The sequence below is a fragment of the Moritella viscosa genome (genome assembly GCF_900120065.1).
In the GTDB taxonomy this organism is placed as follows: domain Bacteria; phylum Pseudomonadota; class Gammaproteobacteria; order Enterobacterales; family Moritellaceae; genus Moritella; species Moritella viscosa.
Genome location: NZ_FPLG01000097.1, coordinates 80,664 through 107,187 on the forward strand (window position 1 = coordinate 80,664; position 26,524 = coordinate 107,187).

The following is a 26,524-nucleotide window of genomic DNA, read 5'->3' on the forward strand; positions in this document are numbered from 1 at the left end:
ATCAGATGCTAAGGTTTGTGATTAATTTTATACACGTCATTATCAAATCCATAAATTTGAACTATTTCACTGTTTTATCATTATCCAGCTCTTTTATTCATCGAATTACTAAGCTATCAGGATGTTATGTTAAATGGTGGATACAGATGAAATTAAAAGCATTACCCAGAGATGAGATGCCCCGAGAGAAATTGGTTAAGTTTGGCCCACAATCACTATCGGATGCCGAATTATTGGCGATTTTTCTACGGACGGGGATTAAAGGGACTAATGTGGTGATGCTGGCTCGGCATATTTTAGCTGAATTTGGCACGTTAAGATCCTTGTTTGCTGCGAGTGAGCATGAATTCTGTCAGACGAAGGGATTAGGAGTGGCAAAATATGTACAGTTACAAGCCACTGTTGAGATGTCTCGGCGCTTTTTAGCTGAAAAATTAGAGCGTGGTGATGCGTTAACGAACCCCCAAGAAAGTCGAGATTACATACGCGCAAAATTGCGCGATCAGCCTCATGAAGTCTTTGCGGTATTATTTTTAGACAATAAGCACCGAGTTATTCGCTTTGAAGAGTTGTTTTATGGCACAATAGACAGTGCTAGTGTTTATCCGAGAGTTGTGGTTAAAAAAGCGTTAGAAAGAAATGCTGCGGCAGTAATATTTGCCCATAATCATCCTTCTGGTATTGCTGAACCCAGCCGTGCAGATCGTATGATCACAGATAAACTTATTTCAGCCTTACAATTAATTGATGTTAAAGTCCTCGATCATTTTGTTATAGGTGACAGCGACATAGCGAGCTTTGCAGAGCGAGGGTGGGTGTGAATTTTATATTTACCACTACCTGAGAAATATAAAAAGCTTGCTCTATGTTTTAATTTACTGTATAAAATGCCGCCTTTAGCACGCGTCTTGGGCGACGGCCAACAAGACGCTGTATATTTGCTCGAGCAAGAAAATATTTGGAGAAGACGACATGTCTAAAGTATGCCAAGTCACTGGTAAAAAACCAGCTGTTGGTAATAACGTTTCTCACGCAAAAAACCGCACTCGTCGCCGTTTTTTGCCAAACCTACATACACACCGTTTTTGGGTTGAGAGCGAAAACCGCTTTGTAAAGTTACGCCTTACTTGTAAAGGTATGCGTATTATTGATAAAAAGGGTATCGATTCAGTTCTTGCTGAAATGCGTGCCCGTGGTGAGAAGGTTTAAGGAACTCTATTATGCGCGATAAAATTCGTCTGAATTCATCTGCTGGTACAGGTCACTTCTATACCACTGATAAAAACAAAAAAAACATGCCTGAAAAAATGGAAATCAAAAAATTTGATCCAGTTATTCGTAAGCATGTTATGTACAAAGAAGGTAAAATCAAGTAATCCTTGGTTTTATGTTCAAATATTGAAAACTCAGCTTTTGCTGGGTTTTTTTTTGCCTAAAATTCCTTGTTTCTACCTTGCCCAATCCGACGTTTTCACGTAATTTGCATATACTTATTGATATATATACCGAAACTACTTCAAGATGCGATATCAGAGATTAGAAGGATTTTAGCGTGCAGTTATCACGACGAGGTTGGAATAACGTATTAATATTTGCGGTACTGGCGATGATGCTGGTATTTCAATATTCAGGAAAAAAAATAGAGGGTGATGAGTCTACGAGTCAATATCAAGCGGCGTTGCCTGCTCATGCCGTGGTATTGTCGATGCAGTTTGATAATATCCAGATCCAGCGTGTAGGTAGCCAACTTGCTACATTGCCGGAGTTAGGTCTTTCACAATCGCAACTTAAACAAATTATTAAAGCGTGGGAAACAGCCACTTTTAAACCTGTGATTAACGATATTGTGATTGCTAATTTGGCCTACGGTATTAATATATCTTTCGAACTGGCCAATTTATCTGAACCTGTTACGCTAATTTTATACCAAATTGATAGCGGTTATTTGCTACAAAATTGGCAGGGCCAGTTATTGCAAATTGATGAATCTGAATTACAAGTTTTATTACCTCGCTAGTTATTTTATTTATTTCTTTTTATCATCAACAGATTAAGTTCTTACCTACTGGATTGACACATGCCTGAATTACCAGAAGTTGAAGTAAGCCGTCAAGGCATTGCCCCTTATCTCGAAAATGCACAAATCACTAAGATAGTTGTGCGTAATGCACAATTACGTTGGCCTGTGCCAATTGCACTACAGGATGCGGTGGACTGTACAGTGCTAAGCGTACGTCGCCGAGCTAAATATTTATTACTCGAGACTGAAAAAGGCACAATCATCATTCACTTGGGGATGTCTGGTAGTCTAAGAGTGCTTGATTCGACTGTAGCAGTCGAAAAGCATGATCATGTAGACATAGTGTTGAATTCAGGTAAATGTCTTCGTCTGAACGACCCTAGGCGTTTTGGATCGGTATTGTGGCAAGTGGGTGATGTGCTTGAGCATAAATTATTAGCCAGATTAGGACCTGAACCGCTGACCAGTGAGTTTACCGCACAACGTTTATTTGAGCGCTCGCGAGCACGGAAAGTGCCGGTTAAGTCATTTCTAATGGATAACCATGTCGTGGTGGGGGTCGGTAATATTTATGCCAATGAAGCCTTGTTCTCTGCTGGCATCAGTCCAAAACGTGCCGCGGGTAATGTGTCTTTACAGCGTTATAAAGTACTCGTGGAAGAAGTGAAACAAGTATTAGCGAAAGCCATCGAGCAAGGTGGTACGACACTGAAGGATTTTACTCAGACTGATGGTAAACCAGGTTATTTTGTGCAGGAACTGCAAGTATATGGTAAGAGTGGGAAGCCGTGCCCGAAATGTGGTGAAGTATTACAAGCGGTGAAGATCGGCCAGCGCAACACGATTTATTGTAATCAATGTCAACGCTAACCTAAGTTTACTTAATGGGCTATTTTTCTGCAATTTTGTCTAAAATAGCCTGACAAACAATTGGTGCGACAAACTGTGCGACATCACCGTTGTGAATAGCGACTTCTTTCACCAGTGTTGAAGAGATAAATGAATTCTCTTCAGACGGTGTTAGGAATACGCTTTCTAAATCAGGGCTTAAGCGACGATTCATATTCGCAAGTTGGAATTCATACTCAAAGTCAGATACCGCTCGTAACCCTCGAATTAATACAGATGCATTATATTCTTTAGAAAAATCAACTAATAACCCGCTAAACCCTACCACTTCCACATTATCTAAATGTGCTGTTACGGTTTTTGCTAATTGCACGCGTTCATCAAGATTAAAGAACGGCTTTTTGGTTGGGTTAAAGGCTACGCCAACAATGACGTGATCAAACAATTTTGCTGCGCGTTCGATTAAATCAGTATGACCATTGGTGATGGGATCAAATGTACCAGGGTAAATAACTTTTACTGTCATGATAGTTTCCAGTATCCTAATTTTTTTCTTAATTTCAGTTGGCGTAATAGATTTAATGGCTTGGCTTTTAATGAGTCATAAGTGAAGTTATCAACTGCATCTAATACTCTGGCACTTGAATTACCGTCTGTATACGCATGAATATATTTTATGTAATCATCAATGTGTCGCATGAGTTCATCAGGCTGTGTTAACGCTTCTGTTAACGCTGATTCAATTTGCTCTGGTGTGCTCACCTTGATGAGGTGCTTTCCTTGCTGGTTACCTTTAAAGGTAACGACTGGCTTTCTTTGTAGTAAAAACATTAATAATACTGATGACGTATCACAAAGCATCACGTCGGCAGCTTGTAATATTGGAATGACGTTATCGGTCTCAATAAATTGTAAATTATCACTGCCCAATGTTTTATATTTCGCTACGATTTCGCTATCCATTTTAGGATGAAATTGTACTAACCAGCGCCACTTACCTGTTTTTGATAAGCGTGCGATCGTATCATAAACGTGAGGTGCGCAAGTTAAATTACGAGAAAATGTTGAGCATAATAATACAGTCTTACGATTATCGTTGATATCGTGATATGGATTATTGATCGGTGCTAATGAAAATAGCGGATCGACAGCCGGCCAGCCCGTATCTGTAATTTTAAAGGTTTGATCTGATTTAGCTAATTTAGAAAATTGCTGAGTTACTTTATGCCCAAATGTACAATATAAGTCAAAACATCCTCGGATTTGATAATGATCTTCTTCACCACGACGATTTAATTTTCCTGCATCAAAGCCATGAAAAATGCCCACTTTAATACCTGGTATGAAACTAGGTACAACGTTCCCTGGTACAAATACAGCAAAAGGGTTAAAGGCTTGTATCGCTTCTACTGTGGTTAACTGTTCTTCATCAACAGATAAATAACTTGCGTTCACATTTGGTTCTAGGAACCACTTTACATTACCGCCTCGACGTTTAATCTCAGACTGTAAAGGTCTTAATATTGCGAAACTGTAATTTTGGCTAATATAAAAAAGATATTTCTTTGACATGATCATACAACCCATATTCTTATTTTTATTTATAAGTAATCATAGAAGAACAGGTGTAATTCCATATTACTTTAATTTTAATTTTGGGCTTTAAAGCCATTTTTTTAGGCACAACTTAACTTGGGCAACCGAAATATCATTCATTAAATCAGGTCCCTTCGCTCGTTGCCCCCATTCACTGTTTGGTAAATGTTGATGGTAAACTTCAGCGACATCGTTAAGGTTATTATAAGGCCCTGTACGCCCAGGGTTACTGTGCGCGTATAAGCCAACAACGGGAGTCCCGACAGTGGTACTCATATGTGCAGGGCCGGTATCGGGTGCTAATACAAGATCAGCATGTTTTAAAATAGCGAGCAATTGTTTCAATGATGTTTCACCAACAAGGTTATTAATTGGTGCTGTGGTGAGTTGCATTATATCTTTAGCGAGTTGCTTTTCACTGTCTGTCGGGCCACCACATATTGATACTTGATAGTCTTGCTCATGCATATAATTGGCTATTTCGGCATAACCTTCTGTCGACCAATTACGTTCTGCTTTACTTGCTGATGGGCAAATAATAAAATTTTTCTTTTCGTGGCTTAATTGTGAATGCGCCCATAAGTTATCTTGGGTTGAAAGTGGGATATTCCATTGCGGAGGTGCAACGGGTACGCCAATCGCTTCAGCAAACGCCATAAAACCATCGAGTACATGGGGTTGTGATTGCGGCTTGATTTTATGATTAGTGAATAGCCACTGGCCTTCTTTGGCTCTTTTTTTATCAAATCCCCAGCGCTGTTTGGCTTTAATACATAAACTTGCGACACTAGCTCTGAGTGCAACTTGCATATGCAGTAATACATCAAATTGACGGTTATTTAATTTTTTGCGTAGGTCTGAATAGCCTTTTAGTCCGGCTTTTTTATCAAAAATAATGAATTCAACATTGCTGATGTCCCCAACTAACATGGCTTCTATTTTTCCTATCACCCAAGTGATCTTTGCATTTGGGTATTGGCGCTGAATTGCTTGTACAACAGATACAGCATGGCAAACATCACCAATTGCGGAAAAACGTAAAATACAGATACTCTGTGGAGGGGTCATATTCATCATTTCTAGTTGTTGAATGTAAAAGGCTATTATGCAAATCGTTTGAGGTAATGTAAAATTTATCGACGAAGTTTTTTTGGAGATCACATGTTAATAGAGACACAAGGCGCTAGAGTCTTATTTTTTCAGGACGAATTAAAAGGCGAGATCACCCCAGAATATTTTGATGGGGCATATTGGCAACGTAATAATGCGATTATTGGTTCAGCGTTTGGTCGTGGTATTACCTGGTTTTTTAAAATAAACGATAATGAATTTGTGTTACGTCATTATCATCGTGGAGGTTTGGTTGCGAAGTTAATTAAAGATGCCTATTTTTATACTGGGTTAAAGAATACCCGCGCTTACCAAGAATTTGTGGTGACTCAGCAACTTGTGGATAAAAACTTGCCAGCACCAACCCCGATTGCTGGTCAGATTATTAAACAAGGATTGTTTTATCATGCTGATTTGATTACCGAGAAAATTGCAGGGGCTAACGATTTAGTTGCGGTATTAAAAGATCGTGCGTTAACGAGTGATGATTATAGACAAATTGGAGCCATGATAAGACGTTTCCATGATGTTAATTTATGGCATGCAGATTTAAATACCCATAATATTATTCTCGATGGAAAGGGTAAGTGGTGGCTTATCGATTTTGATCGCTGCAAATTTAAACCAGCTGCAAATTCGTGGAAAAAAGATAATTTAGCGCGGTTAAAGCGCTCTTTTGTGAAAGAAAAAACGAAAGATACGGCGTTCAAATGGCAAGAGACAGATTGGGATTTATTATTCGCGGGTTATCATAATTGAGCGAACATTCTAACAATGGGATATTACACTGTGTCATTTAGCAATAAATGTGCGAGTATTGAGTATTCCATTATAAATCAAAGCGGTCATTTTCATGAAAACCAGAGATAAGATCATCCATACTGCACTTGAGCTGTTTAATGAATGTGGTGAGCGTAACGTAACGACAAATCATATTGCCGCACATTTAGGTATTAGTCCTGGCAATCTTTATTATCACTTTCGTAATAAAGAAGACATTATTGACTCTATTTTTGATCAATATGTGAATTATTTAGCGGAGCATTTCCAACCTCACCGTGAAGGTGACGTGACATTAGAAGTGATGATGAGTTATTTAGATTCGATGTTTGAAACGATGTGGCGTTTTAGATTTTTGTATTACAGTTTACCGACCCTGTTATCTCGAGATCCAAACTTACATAAAAAATATTTAAAATTCCAAGAAGTGTCAGCACAGCGTGAAGTGGATTTGTTATTCTCTTTACAGAAAAATAAAGTGGTGAATATTCCGATGGAAGATCTGGACGAATTAGCCAACTCGATTAAGGTTGTGCTTGTGTCTTGGGTAAGTTATCGCACCACAATAAGTAAAGATGCAAAAGTATATAAGACGGATATTTATCGTGGCATTCTGAAATCTATTTTCATGATGAAGCCTTACTTTACTGAAAAAGCCCTTGTCGATTATCAGCATATGCGTGAATATTACTTACGTTTAGCGACGGCTGAAACGGTTATACCTGAGATAAATGGCTAGTTTTATTGACTCTTATTGACTGTGTAAGTATGCAATATGGTTTTTCTTATCGCTGATTATTTCGTGAAAAGATAAACCATATTGACGATAGACACTATTTTGTATTAGCTTGACTGAGTGTTTGGTCGATGTAAAAGGTTAGTTTTTGCATAATCTTGGTTAATGCGCCTTTGTTCTTCTCTACGACACTTTTTGCTTGTTGTCCCATGACCACTGCAATCTCTGGCTGTGTCATCAATTCATTTATTTTATTGGCTAATTCAAGCTCATTATTAACGACCGCAACCCCATCACATACAAGTAATTGAGCTGTTACGTCAGCAAAATTATAATAACTTGGACCTGTGATACATGCTTTTGATAATGCGGCAGGTTCTAATAAGTTATGTCCACCGACTTTATCCCCAATTAAACTTCCGCCCATAAAGCAAATATCACTGGCAGCGAGTAGAATTGGCATCTCACCCATACTGTCTCCTAAATAAACGTCAATGTTATTTAGATTATCTGTCGCTTTAGTTTGGCTGCGTCGTTGTGTGTGTGGAAATTTATCTAAGCAGCGTGTCGCAACATCATCGAAGCGTTCTGGATGGCGTGGTACCAATATTAATAATGCATCATGATGTTGTTTTACTTTTTCAAATGCGGCAAGCACGATTTCATCTTCACCTTTATGCGTACTTGAGGCGATGACGACAGGGCGTTGTTTACCAAACTGCTCGCGCAGTGATAAGCCATGATTGATGATGGTATCTGAGAACTGGATATCAAATTTAACGGTACCAGTGACAGAAAGCTGCGTTTGGCTTAACCCCAACGTTTTAAAACGGCGTAGATCATTTTCATCTTGACATAAAATATGGGTCAATTTTTGTAATGGCGATGAAAACAATGATTGAAACCGTTGGTATTTTTGTTGTGATTTTTCTGATAATCGTGCATTGACGACTATAGTTGGAATATTTTCATCGTTACAAATAGTCAGCATATTAGGCCATAACTCGGTTTCCATAATTAAACAAAGTGTTGGCTTCATGCGGCTAATAAACTGCTTTATCGCACAAGGGTAATCTGCAGGAAAGTATCTGTGTTCGATGTTACCTGTTAAGGCCGCAACACGCTCTGCACCAGTACTCGTTGTCGTCGTAATGAGTAATGGTTGTTCAGGGTAGTGTTGTTGCAAGGCATTGATAATGGGGGTGGCTGCAATAACCTCTCCTACCGAAACTGCATGGATCCAGATCGGTTGCTGTGATTGCGCTAATTCCGGTGTGATACCTACAAACTCTTTCCAGCGCTCCCCAACCGGTGGTTTACCTTTTTTTGTCTTTAACAGTAGAGAAAATATCAAGGGTGAAGTTGCATAAAGTAACGCGGTGTAAAGTGAGCGGCTAAGCATCTGGTATTCCCTTCTGTATCAATATGAGCAATGTGATAATATCATCATAAACTAATAGTTCGTTCTTGAATCATTAAATTTAATCTTTAATACGGATATCATAGAACGAAAAAAATTATATTTAAGGTGTAGCATGGATAGTTTTAAACATATTTCAATTAATGAGGTCCAACAATTAATCAGTGATAGTACAGGTGTTAAAATTGTCGATATTCGCGACCCTCAATCATTTACTGATGGACATATTGAAGATTCATTGCATCTCACTGACTCAGTGTTAGGTAACTTCATGCAGCAAACTGACTTTGATGTGCCTGTTGTGGTTGTTTGTTATCATGGCCGTAGTAGCCAAGGTGCGGCGCAATATTTAGTGGAACAAGGTTTTGAAAACGTATACAGCATGGACGGTGGGTTTGAAGCTTGGCGTCGAGAATGTGCGTTTGTGACAAAATAGGTAATAGCATGATTGAGATTGGTGTAATTAATAATCCACGTATGGCGCAGGCTTTTGTAGATTATTTAGCAGTGCAAAAAATTGATTCGAAAGTCGCACAAACAGAAGACGGGTTTGCGATTTGTCTACCCGCGATGACCCATGTTGAAGTTGCATCACAAGAACTCGATATGTTTTTGGCTGACCCTTATCAAGATAAATACCAAGCCGCGTCTTGGGATGTCGCTGATACGCGTACGGCAAATTTTAGTTATGCTTCGGGTAATATGTTGTCCAACTTTTTAGTGCATGCCGGTAAAGTGACCCTCACTATTTTTATTTTGAGTGTGGCTGTCTTTGCAGCGATGTATTTTAGCATGTTGACACAAAATGAATTTATCTATGCTGCGTTGCATTTTCCTTTTGATTTAAGTATTAGCTCACTGAGTGAGGTTTGGCGTTTATTCACCCCTGCGCTCATGCATTTTTCAGTCTTGCACCTAGTATTTAATTTATTATGGTGGTGGTATCTTGGTGGCCAAATTGAAAATAAGCTGGGCAGTAAAAAATTATTACTGTTGTTTTTAGTTGCTGCGTTAATACCCAATATCGGTCAGTTTTTATTAGCAGGACCTAACTTTGGTGGTTTATCGGGTGTGGTTTATGCCTTGGTCGGTTATATTTGGTGGACTGGTTGGTTAGCGCCAACACAGGGTATTAGTTTACCCAAGCCTTATGTTGGTTTTATGCTGGTTTGGCTTGTGCTCGGCTTTTTCCCAATATTTGGTTTTAATGTTGCTAACGCTGCACATGTACTTGGTTTAATGGTTGGTTGTGGCCAAGCATTTTTAGACCATAAATTTAAATCTTCTAATTAGAAATTATCGAGAGAATAATGGAAATCATTTTACCTGACTTTAACAATGCAAAAATATTAGTCGTTGGCGATGTAATGTTAGATCGTTATTGGACGGGCGATTCGAGTCGTATTTCTCCCGAGGCGCCAGTCCCTATTGTTAAAGTGAATAATGTTGAAGATCGCCCTGGTGGTGCCGCTAACGTTGCGCTTAACCTTGCGGCTTTAGGCGCTAGTGCAAAACTTTTAGGCTTAACGGGTAATGATGAAGCTGCACAAGCGCTATGCGGGAAAATGAATGCTGTTGATGTTATTTGTGATTTTTTGCAATTAGATGATTATCCAACGATCACTAAATTACGTGTATTAAGCCGTGGTCAGCAAGTGATTAGATTAGATTTTGAAGAATCAGTTGCGGCAGTCGATACCCAACCTTTAGTCGCCAAAACGATTGATAATTTTTCGGATTATTCAGTCATGATCGTATCGGACTATAACAAAGGTGCCTTGGTTGAAGTGCAACAAATGATCCAAGCAGCAAAGCAACAAGGCGTTAAAGTTTTTGTTGATCCAAAAGGCTGTGATTTTGAAAAATACCGTGGTGCGACCTTGTTAACGCCAAATTTATCGGAATTTGAAGCGGTTGTTGGATACTGTAAGAATGAACAAGACCTTGTTGATAAAGGCCGAAAATTAATTACTGAATATGATCTCGAAGCGTTATTAGTTACGCGTAGTGAAAAAGGCATGACCTTAATTCGAGCTGAGCAAGATGAATTTCACCTTCCTGCATTAGCGCAAGAAGTGTATGACGTGACAGGTGCTGGCGATACTGTTATTTCAGTATTAGCGGCGGCTGTATCTGCGGGTACATCACTCGAAGAAGCTTGCGCATTAGCAAATGCGGGGGCAAGCGTTGTCGTTGCTAAAATTGGTACTTCGACGGTAAGTCCGATTGAATTAGCTAACTCTGTTTACGGCTCTCATGAAAGTGGGTTTGGCGTATTAAGCGAAGAACAGTTAAAAATTGCGGTTAAATCAGCTAAGTTACGTGGCGAAGAGATTGTCATGACTAATGGTTGTTTTGATATTCTGCATGCGGGTCACGTGTCTTATTTAAATTCGGCACGTAAACTGGGGCAACGTTTAATTTTGGCGGTTAATTCTGATGCTTCTGTACGTGGCTTAAAAGGATCTGGTCGTCCGATCAATACTTGTGACCGCCGTATGACAGTTCTTGCTGCCTTAGGTGCCGTTGATTGGGTTGTAGAGTTTGTTGAAGAAACACCAGAGCGTTTAATCTCTGAATTGCTACCTGATGTATTAGTTAAAGGTGGTGATTACAAAGTGGAAGAGATCGCTGGGCATAAACAAGTGCTGGCGAATGGTGGCAAAGTTAATATCTTACAATTCGAAGATGGTTGCTCTACGACTGCGATCATTAATGCGATTAAAAGTTAATGCTATTTAAATACATGGGTGACTAGCTGATTGTATTCGTGATGTAAATTGATAAAGGAGTAGGCTTGGCGGCTTACTCCTTTTTTGATTACATTAATATATATTTGGTAAATAATAGGTTCTCAATAACGGCTTCACCACTTTCTTGTTTTAGTAAGCTGTTCACTTCATTTTGGATCATTTTTCTGACCTCTTCTCGGCCTGTGAGAGAGCGTAAATGTTGTGGTGATTGCTGACCTAATAATGAAATTATTTTATCTCTGATCAAGGGCTCATGTTTTTCAATCACAGTTAATTTTTTTTTATCTGCCAGCATAAATTCTATAGAGACGCTGATGAAACCAATTTTGTTTGTTTCACTGATATAGTTTGTAATAATATCGGGCTCTAGGCCGAAATAAATATACACAGGTTTATCGTTAGCAGATACGGCAGTGGAAGATAGTGAGGCCGTGATCATACACAAGAGCCAGAATAATTTTTTCATTTACCGTATCCTTAGTTAAATGGGGCGTGAAAATAGGGTCGTTGTGGGTCAGTATACTCACTTTCAAATGATTAATTAAATAAATCAGTTAACAACTTGTGTCCTTGCTTACAATCTTGGTCTGAATAGCAGATAATTATGCCTGATTTCGTTGTTGAAAAAGTAATTTATAATATGTCAGACAATATAAAAAATACACAAACGAGTGAGCAGACATTACTAAACTATCCTATTGGCTGTGATTCGAAGTGGTTGTGGCCAACTATATTAGAAGAAAAACTATCTGCGAATCTTTATGATTGGCTCGTTGATACGGGGTCATTAACTGCTAGATTGAAGCAACATTGTCAGACATTTACGGTTGAAATATTAGCTGAAGGCCATTATCAATTATCCGACGATGAAAAGATTAGATTAAACCTAACAGATAACTTAGGTTTTGTTCGTGAAGTACTATTAAAACTTGATGGCGTACCTTGGGTCTTTGCGCGTAGCGTTATCCCGTTAAATACGCTAACTGCACCAGGTGGTGAACTGGAGCAGTTAGGGAATCGTTCATTAGGTAGCGTATTGTTTAGCGCACCAGATATGCAACGTAGTGAAATTGAAATAGCTGAATTTCATTCACACAGTAAAGTATATTCATTGTCTCATCTGTTTTCATCTGCTCCTAAAACATCGTTATTCGGGCGTCGTTCGTGTTTTCTATTAGGTGGGCAGTCATTACTTGTTTCTGAAGTGTTTTTACCTGATGCCTTAGCGTATAAATAATAAAAGGACGTTAACTCTATGTCGTTCATGACATCAAAAATGAAAGATTACATACAGCTTACTCGTATGGATAAGCCTATTGGTACCTTGCTGTTATTGTGGCCAACGCTGTGGGCGCTGTGGATTGCAGCTGAAGGGCTCCCTAAGTTAGATGTGCTCTTCGTGTTTACATTGGGGGTTATTTTAATGCGTGCGGCGGGGTGTGTCATTAATGATTTTGCTGATCGGCATGTTGATGGTCATGTAAAACGCACTGAAAATAGGCCGCTTGCTTCTGGGCGTATATCAAGCCGTGCAGCGTTGATATTTTTCTTTTGCTTAACCTTGCTGGCTTTTTTACTTGTGTTAACCATGAATACATTGACGATTCTATTATCGTTTGTGGGGGTAGGCCTTGCCGCGTGCTATCCATTTATGAAGCGTTATACCCATCTACCTCAAGTTGTATTAGGTATGGCATTTGGTTGGGCTATTCCGATGGGTTTTGCGGCGCAACTAGATACTGTACCGAGTTATGCATGGTTATTATTTGTGGCAAATATTTTATGGACTGTTGCTTACGATACCTTATATGCCATGGTTGACCGAGATGATGATTTAAAAATTGGCATTAAATCTACCGCGATTTTATTTGGTAAAAAAGATAAATTGATCGTAGGGTTATTACAATTGTCATCATTATTATGCCTTGGCATACTTGGCTGGTTATTAGTATTACCGGCGGTATACTTTGTGGGATTAATACTCGTTGCAGGCTTGTTTGTTTATCAACAAAAGTTGATCGTAGATCGTGATAGAGATTCTTGTTTTAAAGCGTTTTTACATAATAATTATGTCGGTATGATTATTTTTGCGAGTCTATTTTTAAGTTACTTGTAGGGTTTATGTACGTAACATAATAAAAAAGGAGCCTAAGCTCCTTTTTTATTATTCGCGATATGTAATGCTGAGGATCTATCGTTAATCTAACTAAATATCCTCACCGATGAAGCTTAGTTAGGTATCGTTAGATTGTTGACTAAGCATTACATCCGAGATTGTTTGCTTCACTTCAAGCGTGGTTAAGCTTCTGACTATATTCGCTAACTGGCTAATTTTATCGGCTGTGGCAGTGCCTGCATCTGATAAATAGTGCAGTTCTTGGAGTTTATTAATAAAGATAGCGAGCACTTTCTTATCAAAAAATTCTGGCGCACTCACACCGTTTAGCGATGATAAACGTTCGGCAATTAACTGACTACGATCTTCGAGCTGGCTCTTTTCAATGACTTGGTTATGCTCTAATACGGTCAGTACAATCGCATAACGTTGTAGTGTTTCTTGGATGCTTGCAGCAAGTAGTCTCAGTGACATTAAGTGTTCGTTAACCGGTATAATGACACTGTCACTATTGACGATTAACCCCTGTGTCTGCATCTCAATTAACGTATCAGTGATACAATCATCTAATTCATGGTCTGAATATTTCAAGTATAATTCCGCTTTAATTAACGGGTAAAGCTGACGAACTTTAGCGTTAATTTCATCTACGTTTGTCTGTGGCTTTTCAGTCACAATTGCTGCAATTAATGACGGCAGTGCAAACAGGTGCAAAATATTGTTACGGTAGAAGGTTAATAGTACGGCTTGCTCGTATGACATCGATAGCATTTGTCCTAAGCTATCTTCACGTACGGTGAACTTTTTCAGTGAGATTGCTTGATCTACGATTTCTTCTGCACTGTTTTCAGGCAAGGTACTGAATTCACTATACGGGTTATTACGCAGTAGTTTTAAGTAACTATCAATTTGTTGAACTAAAATTTCTCGGCTTAAAGCTTTATGTGGGGCTGCGTGTAGAATCAATGCGCAAATAGTTAAGGCATTTACCGCAGCGGCACTATTGATATTCACCATCACCTGATTTGCAAGGTCACGTGTTGTTTGATTTAACCATTCAGGCTGTTCTTCAACCGGCATATTCATGTCATCACGCCAGTTTTCAACGTGCTTATTTAAATATTGGTTAAGGTTGATCGGTTCACCAAAGTTAACAAATGCTTGGCCGTAATTTTTAAGCTTTTTGGCGATCCCAAATACTTGGAATAGACTTTCTTTCTTTTTGTTAGCCCCGGATAATTCTTTTACGTAGGTGCTTACTTCCATTACATGATCGTAGCCTAGATATACCGGCACTAACGTAATTGGTCGGCTTTGCTCTCTTAACATCGCTTGTAAGGTCATGTTAAGCATACCTGTTTTTGGCGGTAATAAGCGTCCTGTACGGCTGCGGCCACCTTCGGTAAAGAACTCAACAGAATAGCCTTTCGAGAATAACAAACTTAGATATTCTCTAAAGATAGTTGCGTAAAGTTTATTGCCTTTAAACGTCCGGCGTAAAAAGAATGCACCACCACGACGGAACATAGGGCCTGCAGGGAAGAAGTTAAGATTAATACCAGCGGCAATGTGTGGAGGGATCAAACCTTCATTGTAAATCACATAAGAAATAAGTAAGTAATCCATGTGGCTACGATGACAAGGCATAAAGACAATTTCATGGCCATCAGCAGCAAGTTTACGCACTTGTTCTGCGTTATTTACCTTGATCCCACTGTAGATTTTATTCCATAACCAGCCCAGAAAATTACTGGTGTTTTTGACTAGTTTATAAGAAAAATCACTGACAATTTCATCAATATAATCATTGGCACGTTTCTCCGCCTTTTTCGCTGAAATATTATGTTCTGCGATTTCAATTTGGATGGCTTTTTTAACTTCTGGATTACGTAGCAGTTGCTCAAATAGTTGATAGCGATTCGGTAGTTTAGGACCTGAGGCTGCTAATTTCTGACGACTGAAGTGGATTTTGGCGACACGAATTAATTTTTGCGCCAGTTTTTCATCAGTGCCATGCTGATCGGCCATGAAACGTAGTGATACAGGTTTATTAAAACGGACTAAGTTATCTTTGCGATTAAGACCCACAATGATTGTTTTACGTAAACGGCTTGGTGAAATACTGTTTGCTAATGACAGTAGTGGTATTTGACCTTCTTTACCGGGTGCGCGTCCCCAGAACAATGCCACTGGCATTAACTGAATATCAAGGGCTTTATCATCTTTGTGTAAACGTAATAGCTGTTGAAATTCGTCAAAAAATACGTCGGTATCTTTTACTCGGCCGAAGAGTGGCGCTGGGTTATCTAAGCAAACATAACTGGGAATAATGACCCCGTTAACTTTGATTGGTGTTAGCGGATCGGGCAACCCTAGCTCTTTACAAGCTCGTTGTAATGCAACGAGATCGGTCATCGATTTAGTTTTTAAAGCGTAAACAATAGGACGTGCTAAATCTAGATTTAACGCATCAACGGGGTTATCTGGTACGTACTGAGATTTAACTAAGCCGTTAACGAAACTTCGACTTAACATTGACGGTGTTTGTTGCATAGGTGTTATCATTCTGTTATTTAAAGTGCGAGAGTGCTTACTTCAATAATATCAGATGTGTAGCCATAAATCTGTGTTTCAGCGCCAGCAAACGATTAATTCATTATTATCCAGATATACCCAAGGCTTATATTGCAAACTTGATAATACTGTATATAATTACAAGAAACTGTATATAAAACCAGTTAGGGTTCATGATGAAAGCATTGACACAAAGACAAGCAGAAGTATTTGAATTAGTTAAACAACATATTAAAAATACTGGTATGCCACCTACCCGAGCTGAAATTGCTAAGGAACTTGGTTTCCGTTCACCTAATGCTGCAGAAGAGCATTTAAAGGCATTAGCACGAAAGGGCCATATCGAAATTCTTGCGGGTACTTCTCGCGGTATTCGTTTGTTGGTTGATGCTGACGAAGCCAGTAATGACAGTGGTTTACCTTTAATTGGGCAGGTTGCCGCCGGTGAGCCAATTTTAGCGCAAGAACATATTGAAGCACACTATAATGTTGACCCTTCAATGTTTACGCCAACGGCAGATTTTTTACTGCGTGTACGTGGTGAAAGTATGCGTAATATAGGGATTATGGATGGCGATTTATTAGCTGTACATAAAACTAAAAATATCAGTAAAGGCCAAGTTGTTGTTGCACGTGTTGACGATGAAGTTACTGTTAAGCGTTTTGAACAGCAGGACAATGAAATTTTACTGCATCCTGAAAATGACGAAATGAGCACAATTCGTGTTGATTTAAATTTCCAAAGTTTTGATATTGAAGGTGTCGCAGTCGGCATTATTCGTAATACCGATTGGATGTAATCACACCTTATTACCCATCGTACTTGAAGATAGATAGTTAATAACCCTATTATTGACTATCTATCTATCTATCTATCTATCTATCTATCCTTCTTTACCCGATCACCATATTGAAATTTAGACATAATTTTCAAATCTTGCTTTAACATCACAGTTCTGATCATCTTCTGCTTATTTATTTAATCCTTTTCTATACTCATGATTGGTTAGAAAAACAATTAAGTTTGTTTGATGATACGTTAGCGTAAATATAGGACTCGTTATTATGGAACAGCACTCTATTGCCGTGGATTTAGGTGAGAAGATTGATATTGCATCGATCACGGACCTCAAAGCTACACTCGATAAGCTTCCTCTTAACATTCACTCTCAAGTACTTGATGCGCGTAATGTTACTCATATAGACAGTTCCTCTTGCCAGCTTTTTTATGCTTATGCTCAGCATTTAATGAAACATAACACGACCCTTGTCTTTCTATCACCGTCCGATAAATTTATTACCGTTGTTAAAGCGCTGGGGTTTGAATCTTATTTTAATTACGTATCAGTATGAGGTGTTCTAATGAAACGAATATTAGCTGTCGATGACTCGGTATCCATTCGTGAAATGGTTCAATTCACCCTAAAACAGGCTGGTTATCATGTGGATGCCGCTGTTGATGGTGTGGATGGATTAGAAAAAGCTAAAACGGGACACTTTGATCTTATAATTTCTGATATCAATATGCCTCGTATGGACGGAATTAGCTTAATTAGGCAACTACGTAATGAACAAACTTATAAATTTACCCCTATCTTAATGTTAACCACCGAATCGGGCAGTGACAAAAAGATGGATGGTAAATCTGCTGGCGCGACAGGTTGGATAGTGAAACCCTTTAACCCTGAAAAACTCATTGCTACCGTGCAAAAAGTATTGGGGTAAGAATGGATATCGATCTTAAACAATTCCAGAATGTATTTATTGAAGAATGTGTCGAAGGGTTAGAGGTGATGGAAGCCGAACTGCTAAAGTTATCTCCTGGCTCAGTTGATAGCGAAGTCATTAATACTATTTTTCGAGTCGCTCATTCCATCAAAGGAGGGGCGGGCACATTTGGTTTTAATGAACTCACTGAATTTACCCATGTCGCAGAAACATTACTTGATGATTTGCGTGCAGGAAAATTAGTCCTTATTGACAGGCATATTAGTCTGTTTTTACAAACTGTTGATTGTTTAAGAGAGTGGATCCAACTATTAGCCTGTGATTCAGAATCAATCCCTAATAGTGCAGAAGAGATTAAATGTAAATATAACCAATTGTTACAATTAGATATAAATCAACAAGCATTATCGAATGATAATGAAAGGCCTGTTACTGAGTCTGCTAAGTTGGCTGTTAGTGCACGAGATTATAGCTTTTGGTTAATTAACTTTATTCCGGGCCAGGATATTTTAAAGCAAGGCAATGAGCCTCGTTTAATCTTTGCTGAATTACAGGATATGGGTGAGTTAAAAGTAACCCCTAAGATTACCGAACTCCCATTATGGCAGGCGTTATTACCAGAAGATATTTATGTTAGCTGGGAACTAGAATTAATTAGCGACATCAGTGAGTCGCAAATAAAAGAAGCATTTGAGTGGGTTGAAGATGACTCAAAAATTACCATTATACATTCCAATACTCTCCCTCACTCCAAGGCTGAATGTCTTAATACAGATTATTGTTTGGCTGACCCCGAAATAACCCAAGTTGTATCGAAAACAATAACAAATAAACCCTCGACTGAAAGAAATTCAATTCGGGTATCAATTGATAAAGTTGATGCGTTAATTAACATGGTTGGTGAACTCGTGATCACTCAAGCGATGCTTAGTGAGCTTGGTCATAATTTTTCTGCTGAGAAACTACCAGAATTAAAAAAAGGCCTTGTTCAGTTATCTCAACATACCCGTGAGATGCAAGATAGTGTGATGAAAATTAGAATGCTGCCGATCCAATTTGCCCTTAATCGTATACCTAGAATGGTAAGAGATCTAAGTGAGAAATTAGGTAAAAACGTACTGCTTAGGATGCAAGGTGAAGAGACGGAGCTAGATAAAATTATGCTTGAAAAACTTACTGATCCAATTATACATCTCGTTCGTAACGCTTTAGATCATGGCATTGAAACCATCGAAGAACGTAAATGTGCCGGTAAAAGTGACGTTGCTTGTCTGGGGATCACAGCATTTCATCAAGGTGGCGAAATTATTATTGAGATCCGCGATGATGGTCGAGGGTTAAACAGATCGAAAATCCATGCCAAAGCGATTGAAAAAGGCATTACTAATCAAGATCAGCATTATAGTCATAGTCAGATTGATGAGTTAATTTTTATGCCAGGATTTTCAACCATCGAAACGATCAGCGACATTTCTGGTCGTGGTGTCGGCATGGACGTGGTGAAGAAAAATATTGAATCGCTTGGTGGTGATATTAAAGTTGAGTCTCATGATGGAGAGGGCTGTCTATTTTCGATTTGCTTACCATTAACGCTCTCTATTATGGATGGTCAATTAATAGAAATAGGTAATAAAACGTATATCTTACCTATTATGTCAATTATTGAGTCACTGCAACTGAAAGATGGCATGGTGACTAAGTTGGCGGACCAAACTGAGGTCTTTAAATTACGCGATGAATTTATTCCTATTATTCGACTTTACCAAGTACTAAACCATGAAACTAGCTTAGGGTGTATTACCGATGGACTATTAGTTGTTGTTGAACATGGCAATAATAAATATGGTTTATTAGTTGATGATTTGGCAGCGCAACAGCAAGTGGTGATTAAAAATTTAGAAGACAATTTTATGAAAGTGAGCTGTGTATCCGGCGCTACTATTTTAGGTAACGGAACGGTTGCTTTAATTTTAGATATTGCTGATATGGTTAAAAAAGTCACGAATGAACGACGCCAAATACAAGGCCTGCGGGCACATGTTGCTGCTTAAATAGGAGATATGGATATGGAATACAGTATGCTGGCGGACATTGACACAGGTGAACAATCCTCTCAATTTTTGACATTCATAATGGCAGATGAAGAATATGGCGTCGAAATATTAGATGTACAAGAGATCCGTGGTTGGGAACCTTGTACCGAGATCCCCAATATGCCGCAGTATGTGAAAGGGGTGATTAATTTACGTGGCACTATCGTTCCTATCGTAGATTTACGACAAAAGTTTGGTTTTAATAATATTAAATACATCACTACGACAGTTGTTATTGTCGTTAAAGTATTAGTAGAAGATAAATCAAAAACAATGGGGTTGGTTGTCGATGCTGTCTCTGATGTACATACGATTGCACATAGTGATATAAATTTACCACCACAATTAGGTTTGGATACTGGACCAAGAGTGATTCGAGGACTTGTATCAATTCGCGATAAAATGGTGGTGTTATTAAGCTCCAGTTTGTTATTAGACCTGAATCAATTCCAAAATATTGAACAAATTAATGAGCATAAAACGCAACAACCTATGGCAACGAATGACTAATGCCGCAGTTTTGTGCTGATACTCATCGCTATCCATTTAGTATTATGAGCATGCAGGATGCGGAATTTAAGTATTTAGCCCAGCTTGCTCTTCATCAGTGCGGTATTGTACTTGGTGAGTCCAAGCGAGATATGCTTTATGGTCGGGTAATGAAAAGGATTCGGTATCTCAGGCTAAATAGTTTTTCTGCTTATTGTCAGTTATTGCAAGATAGCTGCAGTGGGGAACAGAGTGAGTTTATTAATGCGATCACGACAAATTTAACCGCTTTCTTTCGTGAGAAGCATCATTTTGACTTTTTACAGCAAGTAGCGTTACCTGACTGTAAACGGCACAACGCAAACAAAAAACTTAGAATATGGTCTGCAGGATGTTCGACAGGCCAAGAGCCATATTCAATCGCCATGAGTATTGAAAACAACTTGCTGCATTGGGATACAAAAATATTAGCAACAGATTTAGATAGTGATGTGTTATCTCATGCTCAACATGGCATTTACGATGATCTTGCGGGCATACCTATTTCCTATCGTACTCGGTATTGTTCAGATATCAAAAAATATCATCAGTATGTTATGGATGACAAAGTGAAAGATATTATTACGTTCAAACAACTAAATTTACTCGCTAAATGGCCAATGACGGGTCTTTTTGATGTGATATTTTGTCGTAATGTCTTAATTTACTTTAATGATGAAACGAAGAGAAAACTCATTCAACGGTTTTATTCACTACTTAAGCCGGGTGGCTATCTTTTTATTGGTCATTCTGAAAGCTTACAAGGCTTTAACACTCACTTTACGCTTGTTGGTCAAACGGTTTATCAACGTTAAGACTGCTGTCTCTTTATTATTTAAACTGTGCCATAGGGATCTCTTTTATGCAGAAAATAAAAGTGCTTGTTGTCGATGACTCTGCATTAATGAGAAAAATATTAGAGACATTATTACGTTTAGACCCACTGATTGACGTTGTTGGTAGTGCTGTTGACCCTTTTGATGCCCGTGAAAAAATAAAGAAAATACGACCTGATGTTCTCACTCTTGATGTTGAGATGCCTGGAATGAATGGTTTATCTTTTTTAGATAACCTAATGCGGCTGCGTCCAATGCCTGTTGTTATGGTATCTACACTTACTTCGCAAGGTGCGCCGGTAACATTAAAAGCATTGGAACTAGGGGCATTTGATTTTATAGCTAAACCTACGGATAAAAGCTCGCAGTCATTGGGTTATTTTGGTGATGAGCTTTGCGCTAAAGTTAAATCCGCCGTCGGTGCCAATGTACGTATTATGCGTGAATCTGTGATTTCTCAGATTAAGACCCAAGAAATACAGGGTGATAGATTAATTGCTATTGGTGCATCTACAGGTGGCACCGAAGCATTAAGAGAATTATTAATACCGTTAACGCCTCCTTTTCCTCCCATTGTTGTCACTCAACATATCCCTAAAAATTTCAGTAGTGCATTTGCCAAACGGCTTAATGACTATTGCCGCTTAACTGTGATGGAAATAACTAATGAGCAAATAATAGAACCTAATCACGTATATATAGCGCCAGGCGACTGTCATTTAAAAGTGCATAAATCGGGGCTGGTTTATACTTGCCAATTGTTTGATGGTCCTGCGGTTAATCGGCATAAACCGTCAGTGGACGTGTTGTTTGATTCTGTCGCGACAACGTATGGTGATAAAGCGGTTGGTGTCATGCTAACTGGTATGGGGAAAGATGGGGCTGCGGGATTATTATTGATGCGACAGACTGGTGCTGTCACTATCGCACAAGATGAAGCTTCGTCTGTTGTTTGGGGAATGCCTGGTGCAGCAGTTAGGATTGGAGCTGTTATGGATATATTAAGTTTGCCGTTAATTGCCCCTAAGTTAGCTAGATTGACACAAAAGAAAACAGATAAAGGGATTGCATATGACACGATTTAATTTTTATCAAGGTGCTGCTCTGCTGCCATTATTACTGATGTTGCTCTTACAGGAATGGCTTGCTGCAGGGGCTATTGTCGTGACATTAATATTAGTGTGGATACTTGTATCTACTCTCTTGGGCAAGACGGTAGATAAACCCAGGGAAGAAAATGTTGAGAATATAACATCGGTGAACACCAACGCGATATTGGTCAGTATGCTACAAGAAGAGATCCCGCCATGTATCGATGAATTAAAAGATGATTTGAACAAAACGCAGCAAATCAATAGTGAGTCGTTTATCACCTTAAATAGCGCTTTTTATCAGTTATTGCGTATGTCAGCAGAGCAATCCGCATCTTTACATAAAGTACTGTTCAGTATCTCTAAAGATAAAGCCTTAGCCCTTACAGGGAAAGAATATTATGATCCTGACGCAATTGATTTAAAAACATTCATTGAATCAACACACCAGTTTCTTAATATTTGTTCTGATTTAATGATGGAGACTACAGCGCAAAGTAATGATGCTGTCAATAAGATCGCAGTGATGGAAAGTCAGATGAATAATATTAATGGACTTGTTGATAATGCACAGAAAATCGCTAGGCAAACCAATTTACTTTCTTTGAATGCAGCGATTGAAGCTGCTCGGGCTGGAGAGATGGGACGTGGTTTTGCCGTTGTAGCACAAGAAATACGACTATTATCTGATACTTCAAATAAATTTAATGAGGATATCAGAGGAGAAGTGACACAAGCGATGACCACATTTGTCGAAGCGAAATCAATGGTTGAATCATTAGCGAAAGATAATGCTGAAAAATCATCGCAGACACAATCGCGGTTACACCAAGAATTAATTAAATTTGCCGAATTAGAAGAAAGCTTAGAAATGAACTTAGATAACCTCATGAGTTTATCGGTAGATACCAAAGCATGTGTTAATGATTCAGTTCGAAGTCTGCAGGTTGAAGATATAATTAGTCAATTATCGGAACATAGTGTGTTGCAAGCGGAGAATATGAAACAAGTATTATTTGCGTGTAGTGAATTACTATCGGCAGAGAAAAATGTCGACCAAGATACCTTTGTTAATAAGCTTAAAGTTGCCGCGGAACAGTTAAAGCAGCAATCACTGCAAGTACAAAACAAGACGATTAGTACGGGGTCTATGAATGAAGGTGAAATAGAGTTGTTTTAATTATTCGATAGGTAATACTTTGTTTCATGGTTGAAGTTAGATAGAGTCTGGCACCTTTTGTCTTTCTTGTTTATTGTTACACGTGGGTAAAAGTAATTTGTGTTTCAAGGGTATTATCATTGCGGTACAAACGAATATAATAAGCGCCATACAGTATGACTGGTCGTGATGCAGAGATAAGCATTTACGATGATATTAATTTTATCCCAATGGAGATGAACATGACTGACAAATTTATTAAATCCAAAGCGGCTATTGCTTGGGGTCCAAACCAACCACTATCAATCGAAGAAGTGGATGTAATGTTACCTAGAAAAGGTGAAGTGTTAGTTAAAGTGATCGCATCTGGCGTATGTCATACCGATGCATTCACATTATCTGGCGATGATCCAGAAGGTATCTTCCCTGTAATTCTTGGTCACGAAGGTGGCGGTATCGTTGAGCAAATCGGCGAAGGCGTTACCAGTGTTCAAGTAGGCGATCACGTTATTCCTTTATATACACCAGAATGTGGCGAATGTAAGTTCTGTAAATCAGGCAAAACCAACCTTTGCCAACAGATCCGTGAAACACAGGGTAAAGGCCTAATGCCAGATGGCACTACGCGTTTTTATAAAGACGGTCAACCAATCTTCCATTATATGGGTTGTTCAACATTCTCTGAATACACTGTATTACCAGAAATCTCGTTAGCGAAAGTTAACAAAGAAGCACCGCTCGAAGAGGTATGTTTACTTGGTTGTGGTGTTACGACTGGTATGGGCGCGGTAATGAACACTGCTAAAGTTGAAGAAGGCGCAACTGTTGCTATCTTCGGTCTAGGCGGTATCGGTCTTTCTGCTGTTATCGGTGCTACGATGGCTAAGGCTAGTCGTATTATTGCTATCGATATTAACGAAAGTAAATTCGAACTAGCGAAGAAATTAGGTGCAACAGACTTCATTAATCCAAAAGATTATGACAAGCCAATTCAAGACGTTATCGTTGAATTAACTGACGGTGGTGTAGATTACTCATTCGAATGTATTGGTAACGTTAACCTAATGCGTTCTGCATTAGAATGTTGTCATAAAGGTTGGGGTGAATCAATCGTCATTGGTGTGGCTGGGGCAGGTCAAGAAATCTCAACACGTCCATTCCAACTAGTAACTGGTCGTGTATGGCGTGGTTCTGCATTCGGTGGTGTTAAAGGCCGTACAGAACTACCTGATTACGTTGAACGTTATTTACAAGGTGAATTCAAATTAAGTGATTTCATTACCCACACCATGGGTCTTGAAGACATCAATGAATCATTTGATTTAATGCACCGCGGTGAAAGTATCCGTACCGTTATTCATTTCGATAAGTAATTAAAATATGTCCCGCTATTTATAATCTGAATAGCGGGACGACTAGTAAAGGTTTGTCATGTCTATAGAAGTTGTTAGTAGTAATAAAATGTTTGGCGGTTGGCAGCATCAATATAACCATGCGTCGAGTGTACTAAACTGTCAGATGCGTTTTGCTGTGTATTTACCACCGCAAGCATCAAATATGCGTAAAGTACCTGTGATGTATTGGCTGTCTGGCCTGACGTGTACTGATGAAAACTTTATGCAAAAAGCCGGTGCTCAGCGTATTGCTGCAGAACTGGGTATTGCGATCGTGGCACCGGATACTAGTCCGCGTGGTGAAGGTGTACCTGATGATGCTGACCAAGCGTATGATTTTGGTTTAGGTGCTGGATTCTATGTGAATGCAACACAAGCACCGTGGAATACGCATTATCAAATGTATGACTATGTGCTCAATGAATTACCGGCATTAATTGAAGCTAATTTCCCAGTAACAAAAGATCGAGTGATCAGTGGTCATTCTATGGGGGGACATGGTGCATTAGTGATGGCATTGCGTAATCCTGAACGCTATCGTTCAGTGACGGCATTTAGTCCGATTAGCAATCCAATCAATTGCCCTTGGGGACAGAAAGCATTACAAAATTATTTAGGTAAAGATAAAGCAGCGTGGCAACAATACGATGCGAGTTTACTCATGGCGAAAGCGGATAAATTTGTACCAGCAATGGTTGAGCAAGGCAAAGATGATTCGTTCTTGGATGAGCAACTTAAGCCGAATATGCTGACTGCAGCGGCTGAGAAAAAGGGTTATCCTCTCACGCTAGAAATGCATGATGGTTATGATCATAGTTACTATTTTATAGCGACGTTTATTGAAAAACATATGCGTTTTCATGCGGCTAACTTAGCGAAATAAGTATTACAAATAATTTGATTATAAGGGTGATGGAGTTTGTTTCTATCACCCTTTCTTTTATTTTGAACCTGCAAAATCCAGTTGACGCCAGCTCTCATAGATAAAAACAGATACCGCGTTCGATAGATTCATACTACGACTCTCTGGTAGCATCGGAATTCTTACCTTCTGCTCTTGTGGTAATGTATCTAGTACTTCTGGTGGTAGGCCGCGTGTCTCAGGCCCAAATAATAAAACATCACCTGCTTGGTATTGCGCTTCATGATGGTATTTAGTGCCTTTGGTTGTGCATGCAAAAATACGAGCATCACCAACACAATCTAAAAATGCTTGATAATTAGCATGACGTTTTACGTCTGCAAATTCATGGTAATCTAGTCCCGCACGTTTTACCCTTTTATCATCCCACTCAAAGCCAAGCGGTTCGATTAAATGCAATTTGAAACCAGAGTTGGCACAAAGGCGAATGATATTACCTGTATTTGGTGGGATCTCAGGTTCAAATAGTGCTACTTGTAACATAATAAAGTCTCAGTTCAGGGTTATATAACGTAGGTACTTTGCGTAGAATAGCAAATTTAACAACCTAATGGTAAAAGTGATGAAAAAGCGTAGTACTTTGATCGTAGCAGGCCTGATTATATTAAGCGCGATACCTTTTAGCTTGAATATTCTGATTAATATGTTCTTTTCAAATTTGGATACAGAAATATATGAGAAGAAAAAAGCACGGGTGGAACAGCGTCGACAAATAGAGAAAATGTTCCCTGAATTAGATACGACTAACCCATTACGCCCGCAGGTTACAACGAATAAAGCTGCAGAAGATAAATAATAATCAACTTCTGCAGTCCTTTA

The 26,524-nt window shown here is 38.9% G+C and carries 30 protein-coding genes; 23 read left to right on the plus strand and 7 right to left on the minus strand.

Going from position 1 to position 26,524, the window contains the following annotated elements; all coding sequences use genetic code 11:
• Positions 1 to 146: 146 nt before the first annotated feature.
• The 5 genes from radC (at position 147) to mutM (ending at position 2,890) form a co-directional block, all read left to right on the plus strand.
• Positions 147 to 821 (plus strand): RadC family protein, encoded by a 675-nt coding sequence (radC, locus tag BT797_RS14565; protein ID WP_045108635.1) that lies wholly within the window; start codon positions 147 to 149, stop codon positions 819 to 821.
• 151 nt (positions 822 to 972) lie between these two features.
• Entirely contained in the window at positions 973 to 1,209 is a 237-nt protein-coding gene (gene rpmB / locus BT797_RS14570; RefSeq protein WP_006030956.1) for a 50S ribosomal protein L28, read from the plus strand.
• 11 nt (positions 1,210 to 1,220) lie between these two features.
• Positions 1,221 to 1,376: a 50S ribosomal protein L33 gene (gene rpmG, locus BT797_RS14575; RefSeq protein WP_045108636.1), complete on the plus strand. Its 156-nt coding sequence runs from the start codon at positions 1,221 to 1,223 to the stop codon at positions 1,374 to 1,376.
• Between the two features lie 176 nt (positions 1,377 to 1,552).
• Positions 1,553 to 2,017: a hypothetical protein gene (locus BT797_RS14580; protein WP_045108637.1), complete on the plus strand. Its 465-nt coding sequence runs from the start codon at positions 1,553 to 1,555 to the stop codon at positions 2,015 to 2,017.
• A 60-nt stretch (positions 2,018 to 2,077) separates the two neighbouring features.
• The gene (gene mutM / locus BT797_RS14585; RefSeq protein WP_045108638.1) at positions 2,078 to 2,890 is read left to right on the plus strand and encodes a bifunctional DNA-formamidopyrimidine glycosylase/DNA-(apurinic or apyrimidinic site) lyase; all 813 of its coding nucleotides are present in this window, start codon (positions 2,078 to 2,080) and stop codon (positions 2,888 to 2,890) included.
• A gap of 19 nt (positions 2,891 to 2,909) precedes the next feature.
• On the opposite strand, the gene coaD is transcribed toward mutM, so the two are convergent.
• The 3 genes from coaD to BT797_RS14600 form a co-directional block, all read right to left on the minus strand.
• Complete coding sequence (gene coaD / locus BT797_RS14590) at positions 2,910 to 3,395, minus strand: pantetheine-phosphate adenylyltransferase (protein WP_045108639.1); 486 nt, start codon at positions 3,393 to 3,395, stop codon at positions 2,910 to 2,912.
• Positions 3,392 to 4,441 carry a CDP-glycerol glycerophosphotransferase family protein gene (locus BT797_RS14595; RefSeq protein ID WP_075472590.1) on the minus strand — a complete coding sequence of 350 codons (1,050 nt, stop codon included), beginning with the start codon at positions 4,439 to 4,441 and terminating at the stop codon, positions 3,392 to 3,394. Before BT797_RS14595 ends, coaD begins: the two co-directional genes overlap by 4 nt.
• Positions 4,442 to 4,531: 90 nt before the next feature.
• Positions 4,532 to 5,533 carry a glycosyltransferase family 9 protein gene (locus BT797_RS14600; RefSeq protein ID WP_045108641.1) on the minus strand — a complete coding sequence of 334 codons (1,002 nt, stop codon included), beginning with the start codon at positions 5,531 to 5,533 and terminating at the stop codon, positions 4,532 to 4,534.
• 93 nt (positions 5,534 to 5,626) lie between these two features.
• On the opposite strand from BT797_RS14600, the gene BT797_RS14605 reads away from it, so the two are divergent.
• Together BT797_RS14605 and BT797_RS14610 are read left to right on the plus strand one after the other, a co-directional pair.
• Positions 5,627 to 6,334: a 3-deoxy-D-manno-octulosonic acid kinase gene (locus BT797_RS14605; protein ID WP_075472592.1), complete on the plus strand. Its 708-nt coding sequence runs from the start codon at positions 5,627 to 5,629 to the stop codon at positions 6,332 to 6,334.
• Positions 6,335 to 6,428: 94 nt separating this feature from the next.
• The gene (locus BT797_RS14610; RefSeq protein ID WP_045108643.1) at positions 6,429 to 7,094 is read left to right on the plus strand and encodes a TetR/AcrR family transcriptional regulator; all 666 of its coding nucleotides are present in this window, start codon (positions 6,429 to 6,431) and stop codon (positions 7,092 to 7,094) included.
• A 94-nt stretch (positions 7,095 to 7,188) separates the two neighbouring features.
• Here the strand turns inward: BT797_RS14610 and waaA are convergent, their stop codons facing one another.
• Positions 7,189 to 8,493, minus strand: coding sequence for a lipid IV(A) 3-deoxy-D-manno-octulosonic acid transferase (gene waaA, locus BT797_RS14615; RefSeq protein WP_075472594.1), 1,305 nt, complete (start codon positions 8,491 to 8,493; stop codon positions 7,189 to 7,191).
• A 133-nt stretch (positions 8,494 to 8,626) separates the two neighbouring features.
• Here waaA and glpE point away from each other — a divergent pair, with 133 nt between their 5' ends.
• The 3 genes from glpE to hldE are packed head-to-tail and all read left to right on the plus strand — an operon-like array spanning position 8,627 to position 11,243.
• Complete coding sequence (gene glpE / locus BT797_RS14620) at positions 8,627 to 8,947, plus strand: thiosulfate sulfurtransferase GlpE (RefSeq protein ID WP_045108645.1); 321 nt, start codon at positions 8,627 to 8,629, stop codon at positions 8,945 to 8,947.
• A gap of 8 nt (positions 8,948 to 8,955) precedes the next feature.
• Positions 8,956 to 9,804, plus strand: a complete 849-nt coding sequence (gene glpG, locus BT797_RS14625; RefSeq protein WP_045108646.1) for a rhomboid family intramembrane serine protease GlpG — start codon at positions 8,956 to 8,958, stop codon at positions 9,802 to 9,804.
• Between the two features lie 17 nt (positions 9,805 to 9,821).
• Positions 9,822 to 11,243: a bifunctional D-glycero-beta-D-manno-heptose-7-phosphate kinase/D-glycero-beta-D-manno-heptose 1-phosphate adenylyltransferase HldE gene (gene hldE / locus BT797_RS14630; RefSeq protein WP_045108647.1), complete on the plus strand. Its 1,422-nt coding sequence runs from the start codon at positions 9,822 to 9,824 to the stop codon at positions 11,241 to 11,243.
• An 88-nt stretch (positions 11,244 to 11,331) separates the two neighbouring features.
• Here hldE and BT797_RS14635 read toward each other — a convergent pair whose 3' ends face one another.
• Positions 11,332 to 11,730 carry a flagellar basal body-associated FliL family protein gene (locus BT797_RS14635; RefSeq protein ID WP_045108648.1) on the minus strand — a complete coding sequence of 133 codons (399 nt, stop codon included), beginning with the start codon at positions 11,728 to 11,730 and terminating at the stop codon, positions 11,332 to 11,334.
• A 138-nt stretch (positions 11,731 to 11,868) separates the two neighbouring features.
• Here BT797_RS14635 and BT797_RS14640 point away from each other — a divergent pair, with 138 nt between their 5' ends.
• A complete protein-coding gene (locus tag BT797_RS14640; RefSeq protein WP_244534199.1) occupies positions 11,869 to 12,501 on the plus strand; it encodes a chorismate--pyruvate lyase family protein in 633 nt (210 codons plus the stop codon).
• Positions 12,502 to 12,519: 18 nt separating this feature from the next.
• Positions 12,520 to 13,380 (plus strand): 4-hydroxybenzoate octaprenyltransferase, encoded by an 861-nt coding sequence (gene ubiA / locus BT797_RS14645; protein WP_045108649.1) that lies wholly within the window; start codon positions 12,520 to 12,522, stop codon positions 13,378 to 13,380.
• A 117-nt stretch (positions 13,381 to 13,497) separates the two neighbouring features.
• Here the strand turns inward: ubiA and plsB are convergent, their stop codons facing one another.
• Positions 13,498 to 15,933: a glycerol-3-phosphate 1-O-acyltransferase PlsB gene (plsB, locus tag BT797_RS14650; protein ID WP_075472596.1), complete on the minus strand. Its 2,436-nt coding sequence runs from the start codon at positions 15,931 to 15,933 to the stop codon at positions 13,498 to 13,500.
• 197 nt (positions 15,934 to 16,130) lie between these two features.
• On the opposite strand from plsB, the gene lexA reads away from it, so the two are divergent.
• The 10 genes from lexA to fghA all read left to right on the plus strand — a co-directional run bounded on the left by lexA (position 16,131) and on the right by fghA (position 25,666).
• Positions 16,131 to 16,754, plus strand: a complete 624-nt coding sequence (gene lexA / locus BT797_RS14655) for a transcriptional repressor LexA (RefSeq protein ID WP_045108651.1) — start codon at positions 16,131 to 16,133, stop codon at positions 16,752 to 16,754.
• 265 nt (positions 16,755 to 17,019) lie between these two features.
• Positions 17,020 to 17,307: an STAS domain-containing protein gene (locus BT797_RS14660; RefSeq protein WP_045108652.1), complete on the plus strand. Its 288-nt coding sequence runs from the start codon at positions 17,020 to 17,022 to the stop codon at positions 17,305 to 17,307.
• Between the two features lie 9 nt (positions 17,308 to 17,316).
• On the plus strand, positions 17,317 to 17,679 hold the full coding sequence (locus BT797_RS14665) for a response regulator (protein ID WP_075472598.1): 363 nt from the start codon (positions 17,317 to 17,319) through the stop codon (positions 17,677 to 17,679).
• A 2-nt stretch (positions 17,680 to 17,681) separates the two neighbouring features.
• Positions 17,682 to 19,733: a chemotaxis protein CheA gene (locus BT797_RS14670; RefSeq protein ID WP_075472600.1), complete on the plus strand. Its 2,052-nt coding sequence runs from the start codon at positions 17,682 to 17,684 to the stop codon at positions 19,731 to 19,733.
• Positions 19,734 to 19,748: 15 nt separating this feature from the next.
• Positions 19,749 to 20,285, plus strand: coding sequence for a chemotaxis protein CheW (locus BT797_RS14675; protein WP_075472602.1), 537 nt, complete (start codon positions 19,749 to 19,751; stop codon positions 20,283 to 20,285).
• On the plus strand, positions 20,285 to 21,118 hold the full coding sequence (locus BT797_RS14680; protein ID WP_045108655.1) for a CheR family methyltransferase: 834 nt from the start codon (positions 20,285 to 20,287) through the stop codon (positions 21,116 to 21,118). Before BT797_RS14675 ends, BT797_RS14680 begins: the two co-directional genes overlap by 1 nt.
• A gap of 47 nt (positions 21,119 to 21,165) precedes the next feature.
• Positions 21,166 to 22,224 (plus strand): protein-glutamate methylesterase/protein-glutamine glutaminase, encoded by a 1,059-nt coding sequence (locus BT797_RS14685; RefSeq protein WP_075472603.1) that lies wholly within the window; start codon positions 21,166 to 21,168, stop codon positions 22,222 to 22,224.
• Positions 22,211 to 23,410, plus strand: a complete 1,200-nt coding sequence (locus tag BT797_RS14690) for a methyl-accepting chemotaxis protein (RefSeq protein ID WP_075472605.1) — start codon at positions 22,211 to 22,213, stop codon at positions 23,408 to 23,410. Before BT797_RS14685 ends, BT797_RS14690 begins: the two co-directional genes overlap by 14 nt.
• 221 nt (positions 23,411 to 23,631) lie before the next feature.
• Positions 23,632 to 24,762 (plus strand): S-(hydroxymethyl)glutathione dehydrogenase/class III alcohol dehydrogenase, encoded by a 1,131-nt coding sequence (locus BT797_RS14695; RefSeq protein WP_045112352.1) that lies wholly within the window; start codon positions 23,632 to 23,634, stop codon positions 24,760 to 24,762.
• A 58-nt stretch (positions 24,763 to 24,820) separates the two neighbouring features.
• On the plus strand, positions 24,821 to 25,666 hold the full coding sequence (fghA, locus tag BT797_RS14700) for an S-formylglutathione hydrolase (RefSeq protein ID WP_045108656.1): 846 nt from the start codon (positions 24,821 to 24,823) through the stop codon (positions 25,664 to 25,666).
• A gap of 57 nt (positions 25,667 to 25,723) precedes the next feature.
• On the opposite strand, the gene trmL is transcribed toward fghA, so the two are convergent.
• Complete coding sequence (gene trmL, locus BT797_RS14705) at positions 25,724 to 26,188, minus strand: tRNA (uridine(34)/cytosine(34)/5-carboxymethylaminomethyluridine(34)-2'-O)-methyltransferase TrmL (RefSeq protein ID WP_045108657.1); 465 nt, start codon at positions 26,186 to 26,188, stop codon at positions 25,724 to 25,726.
• A gap of 79 nt (positions 26,189 to 26,267) precedes the next feature.
• On the opposite strand from trmL, the gene BT797_RS14710 reads away from it, so the two are divergent.
• The gene (locus BT797_RS14710; RefSeq protein ID WP_045108658.1) at positions 26,268 to 26,501 is read left to right on the plus strand and encodes a hypothetical protein; all 234 of its coding nucleotides are present in this window, start codon (positions 26,268 to 26,270) and stop codon (positions 26,499 to 26,501) included.
• The last annotated feature ends 23 nt before the right edge of the window (positions 26,502 to 26,524 follow it).

Coding starts and splice junctions, on each gene's coding strand:
- radC (WP_045108635.1), top strand. CDS start 147: ATGAAATTAAAAGCATTACCCAGAGATGAGATGCCCCGAGAGAAATTG.
- rpmB (WP_006030956.1), top strand. CDS start 973: ATGTCTAAAGTATGCCAAGTCACTGGTAAAAAACCAGCTGTTGGTAAT.
- rpmG (WP_045108636.1), top strand. CDS start 1,221: ATGCGCGATAAAATTCGTCTGAATTCATCTGCTGGTACAGGTCACTTC.
- mutM (WP_045108638.1), top strand. CDS start 2,078: ATGCCTGAATTACCAGAAGTTGAAGTAAGCCGTCAAGGCATTGCCCCT.
- coaD (WP_045108639.1), bottom strand. CDS start 3,395: ATGACAGTAAAAGTTATTTACCCTGGTACATTTGATCCCATCACCAAT.
- BT797_RS14595 (WP_075472590.1), bottom strand. CDS start 4,441: ATGTCAAAGAAATATCTTTTTTATATTAGCCAAAATTACAGTTTCGCA.
- BT797_RS14600 (WP_045108641.1), bottom strand. CDS start 5,533: ATGACCCCTCCACAGAGTATCTGTATTTTACGTTTTTCCGCAATTGGT.
- BT797_RS14605 (WP_075472592.1), top strand. CDS start 5,627: ATGTTAATAGAGACACAAGGCGCTAGAGTCTTATTTTTTCAGGACGAA.
- BT797_RS14610 (WP_045108643.1), top strand. CDS start 6,429: ATGAAAACCAGAGATAAGATCATCCATACTGCACTTGAGCTGTTTAAT.
- waaA (WP_075472594.1), bottom strand. CDS start 8,493: ATGCTTAGCCGCTCACTTTACACCGCGTTACTTTATGCAACTTCACCC.
- glpE (WP_045108645.1), top strand. CDS start 8,627: ATGGATAGTTTTAAACATATTTCAATTAATGAGGTCCAACAATTAATC.
- glpG (WP_045108646.1), top strand. CDS start 8,956: ATGATTGAGATTGGTGTAATTAATAATCCACGTATGGCGCAGGCTTTT.
- hldE (WP_045108647.1), top strand. CDS start 9,822: ATGGAAATCATTTTACCTGACTTTAACAATGCAAAAATATTAGTCGTT.
- BT797_RS14635 (WP_045108648.1), bottom strand. CDS start 11,730: ATGAAAAAATTATTCTGGCTCTTGTGTATGATCACGGCCTCACTATCT.
- BT797_RS14640 (WP_244534199.1), top strand. CDS start 11,869: ATGCCTGATTTCGTTGTTGAAAAAGTAATTTATAATATGTCAGACAAT.
- ubiA (WP_045108649.1), top strand. CDS start 12,520: ATGTCGTTCATGACATCAAAAATGAAAGATTACATACAGCTTACTCGT.
- plsB (WP_075472596.1), bottom strand. CDS start 15,933: ATGCAACAAACACCGTCAATGTTAAGTCGAAGTTTCGTTAACGGCTTA.
- lexA (WP_045108651.1), top strand. CDS start 16,131: ATGAAAGCATTGACACAAAGACAAGCAGAAGTATTTGAATTAGTTAAA.
- BT797_RS14660 (WP_045108652.1), top strand. CDS start 17,020: ATGGAACAGCACTCTATTGCCGTGGATTTAGGTGAGAAGATTGATATT.
- BT797_RS14665 (WP_075472598.1), top strand. CDS start 17,317: ATGAAACGAATATTAGCTGTCGATGACTCGGTATCCATTCGTGAAATG.
- BT797_RS14670 (WP_075472600.1), top strand. CDS start 17,682: ATGGATATCGATCTTAAACAATTCCAGAATGTATTTATTGAAGAATGT.
- BT797_RS14675 (WP_075472602.1), top strand. CDS start 19,749: ATGGAATACAGTATGCTGGCGGACATTGACACAGGTGAACAATCCTCT.
- BT797_RS14680 (WP_045108655.1), top strand. CDS start 20,285: ATGCCGCAGTTTTGTGCTGATACTCATCGCTATCCATTTAGTATTATG.
- BT797_RS14685 (WP_075472603.1), top strand. CDS start 21,166: ATGCAGAAAATAAAAGTGCTTGTTGTCGATGACTCTGCATTAATGAGA.
- BT797_RS14690 (WP_075472605.1), top strand. CDS start 22,211: ATGACACGATTTAATTTTTATCAAGGTGCTGCTCTGCTGCCATTATTA.
- BT797_RS14695 (WP_045112352.1), top strand. CDS start 23,632: ATGACTGACAAATTTATTAAATCCAAAGCGGCTATTGCTTGGGGTCCA.
- fghA (WP_045108656.1), top strand. CDS start 24,821: ATGTCTATAGAAGTTGTTAGTAGTAATAAAATGTTTGGCGGTTGGCAG.
- trmL (WP_045108657.1), bottom strand. CDS start 26,188: ATGTTACAAGTAGCACTATTTGAACCTGAGATCCCACCAAATACAGGT.
- BT797_RS14710 (WP_045108658.1), top strand. CDS start 26,268: ATGAAAAAGCGTAGTACTTTGATCGTAGCAGGCCTGATTATATTAAGC.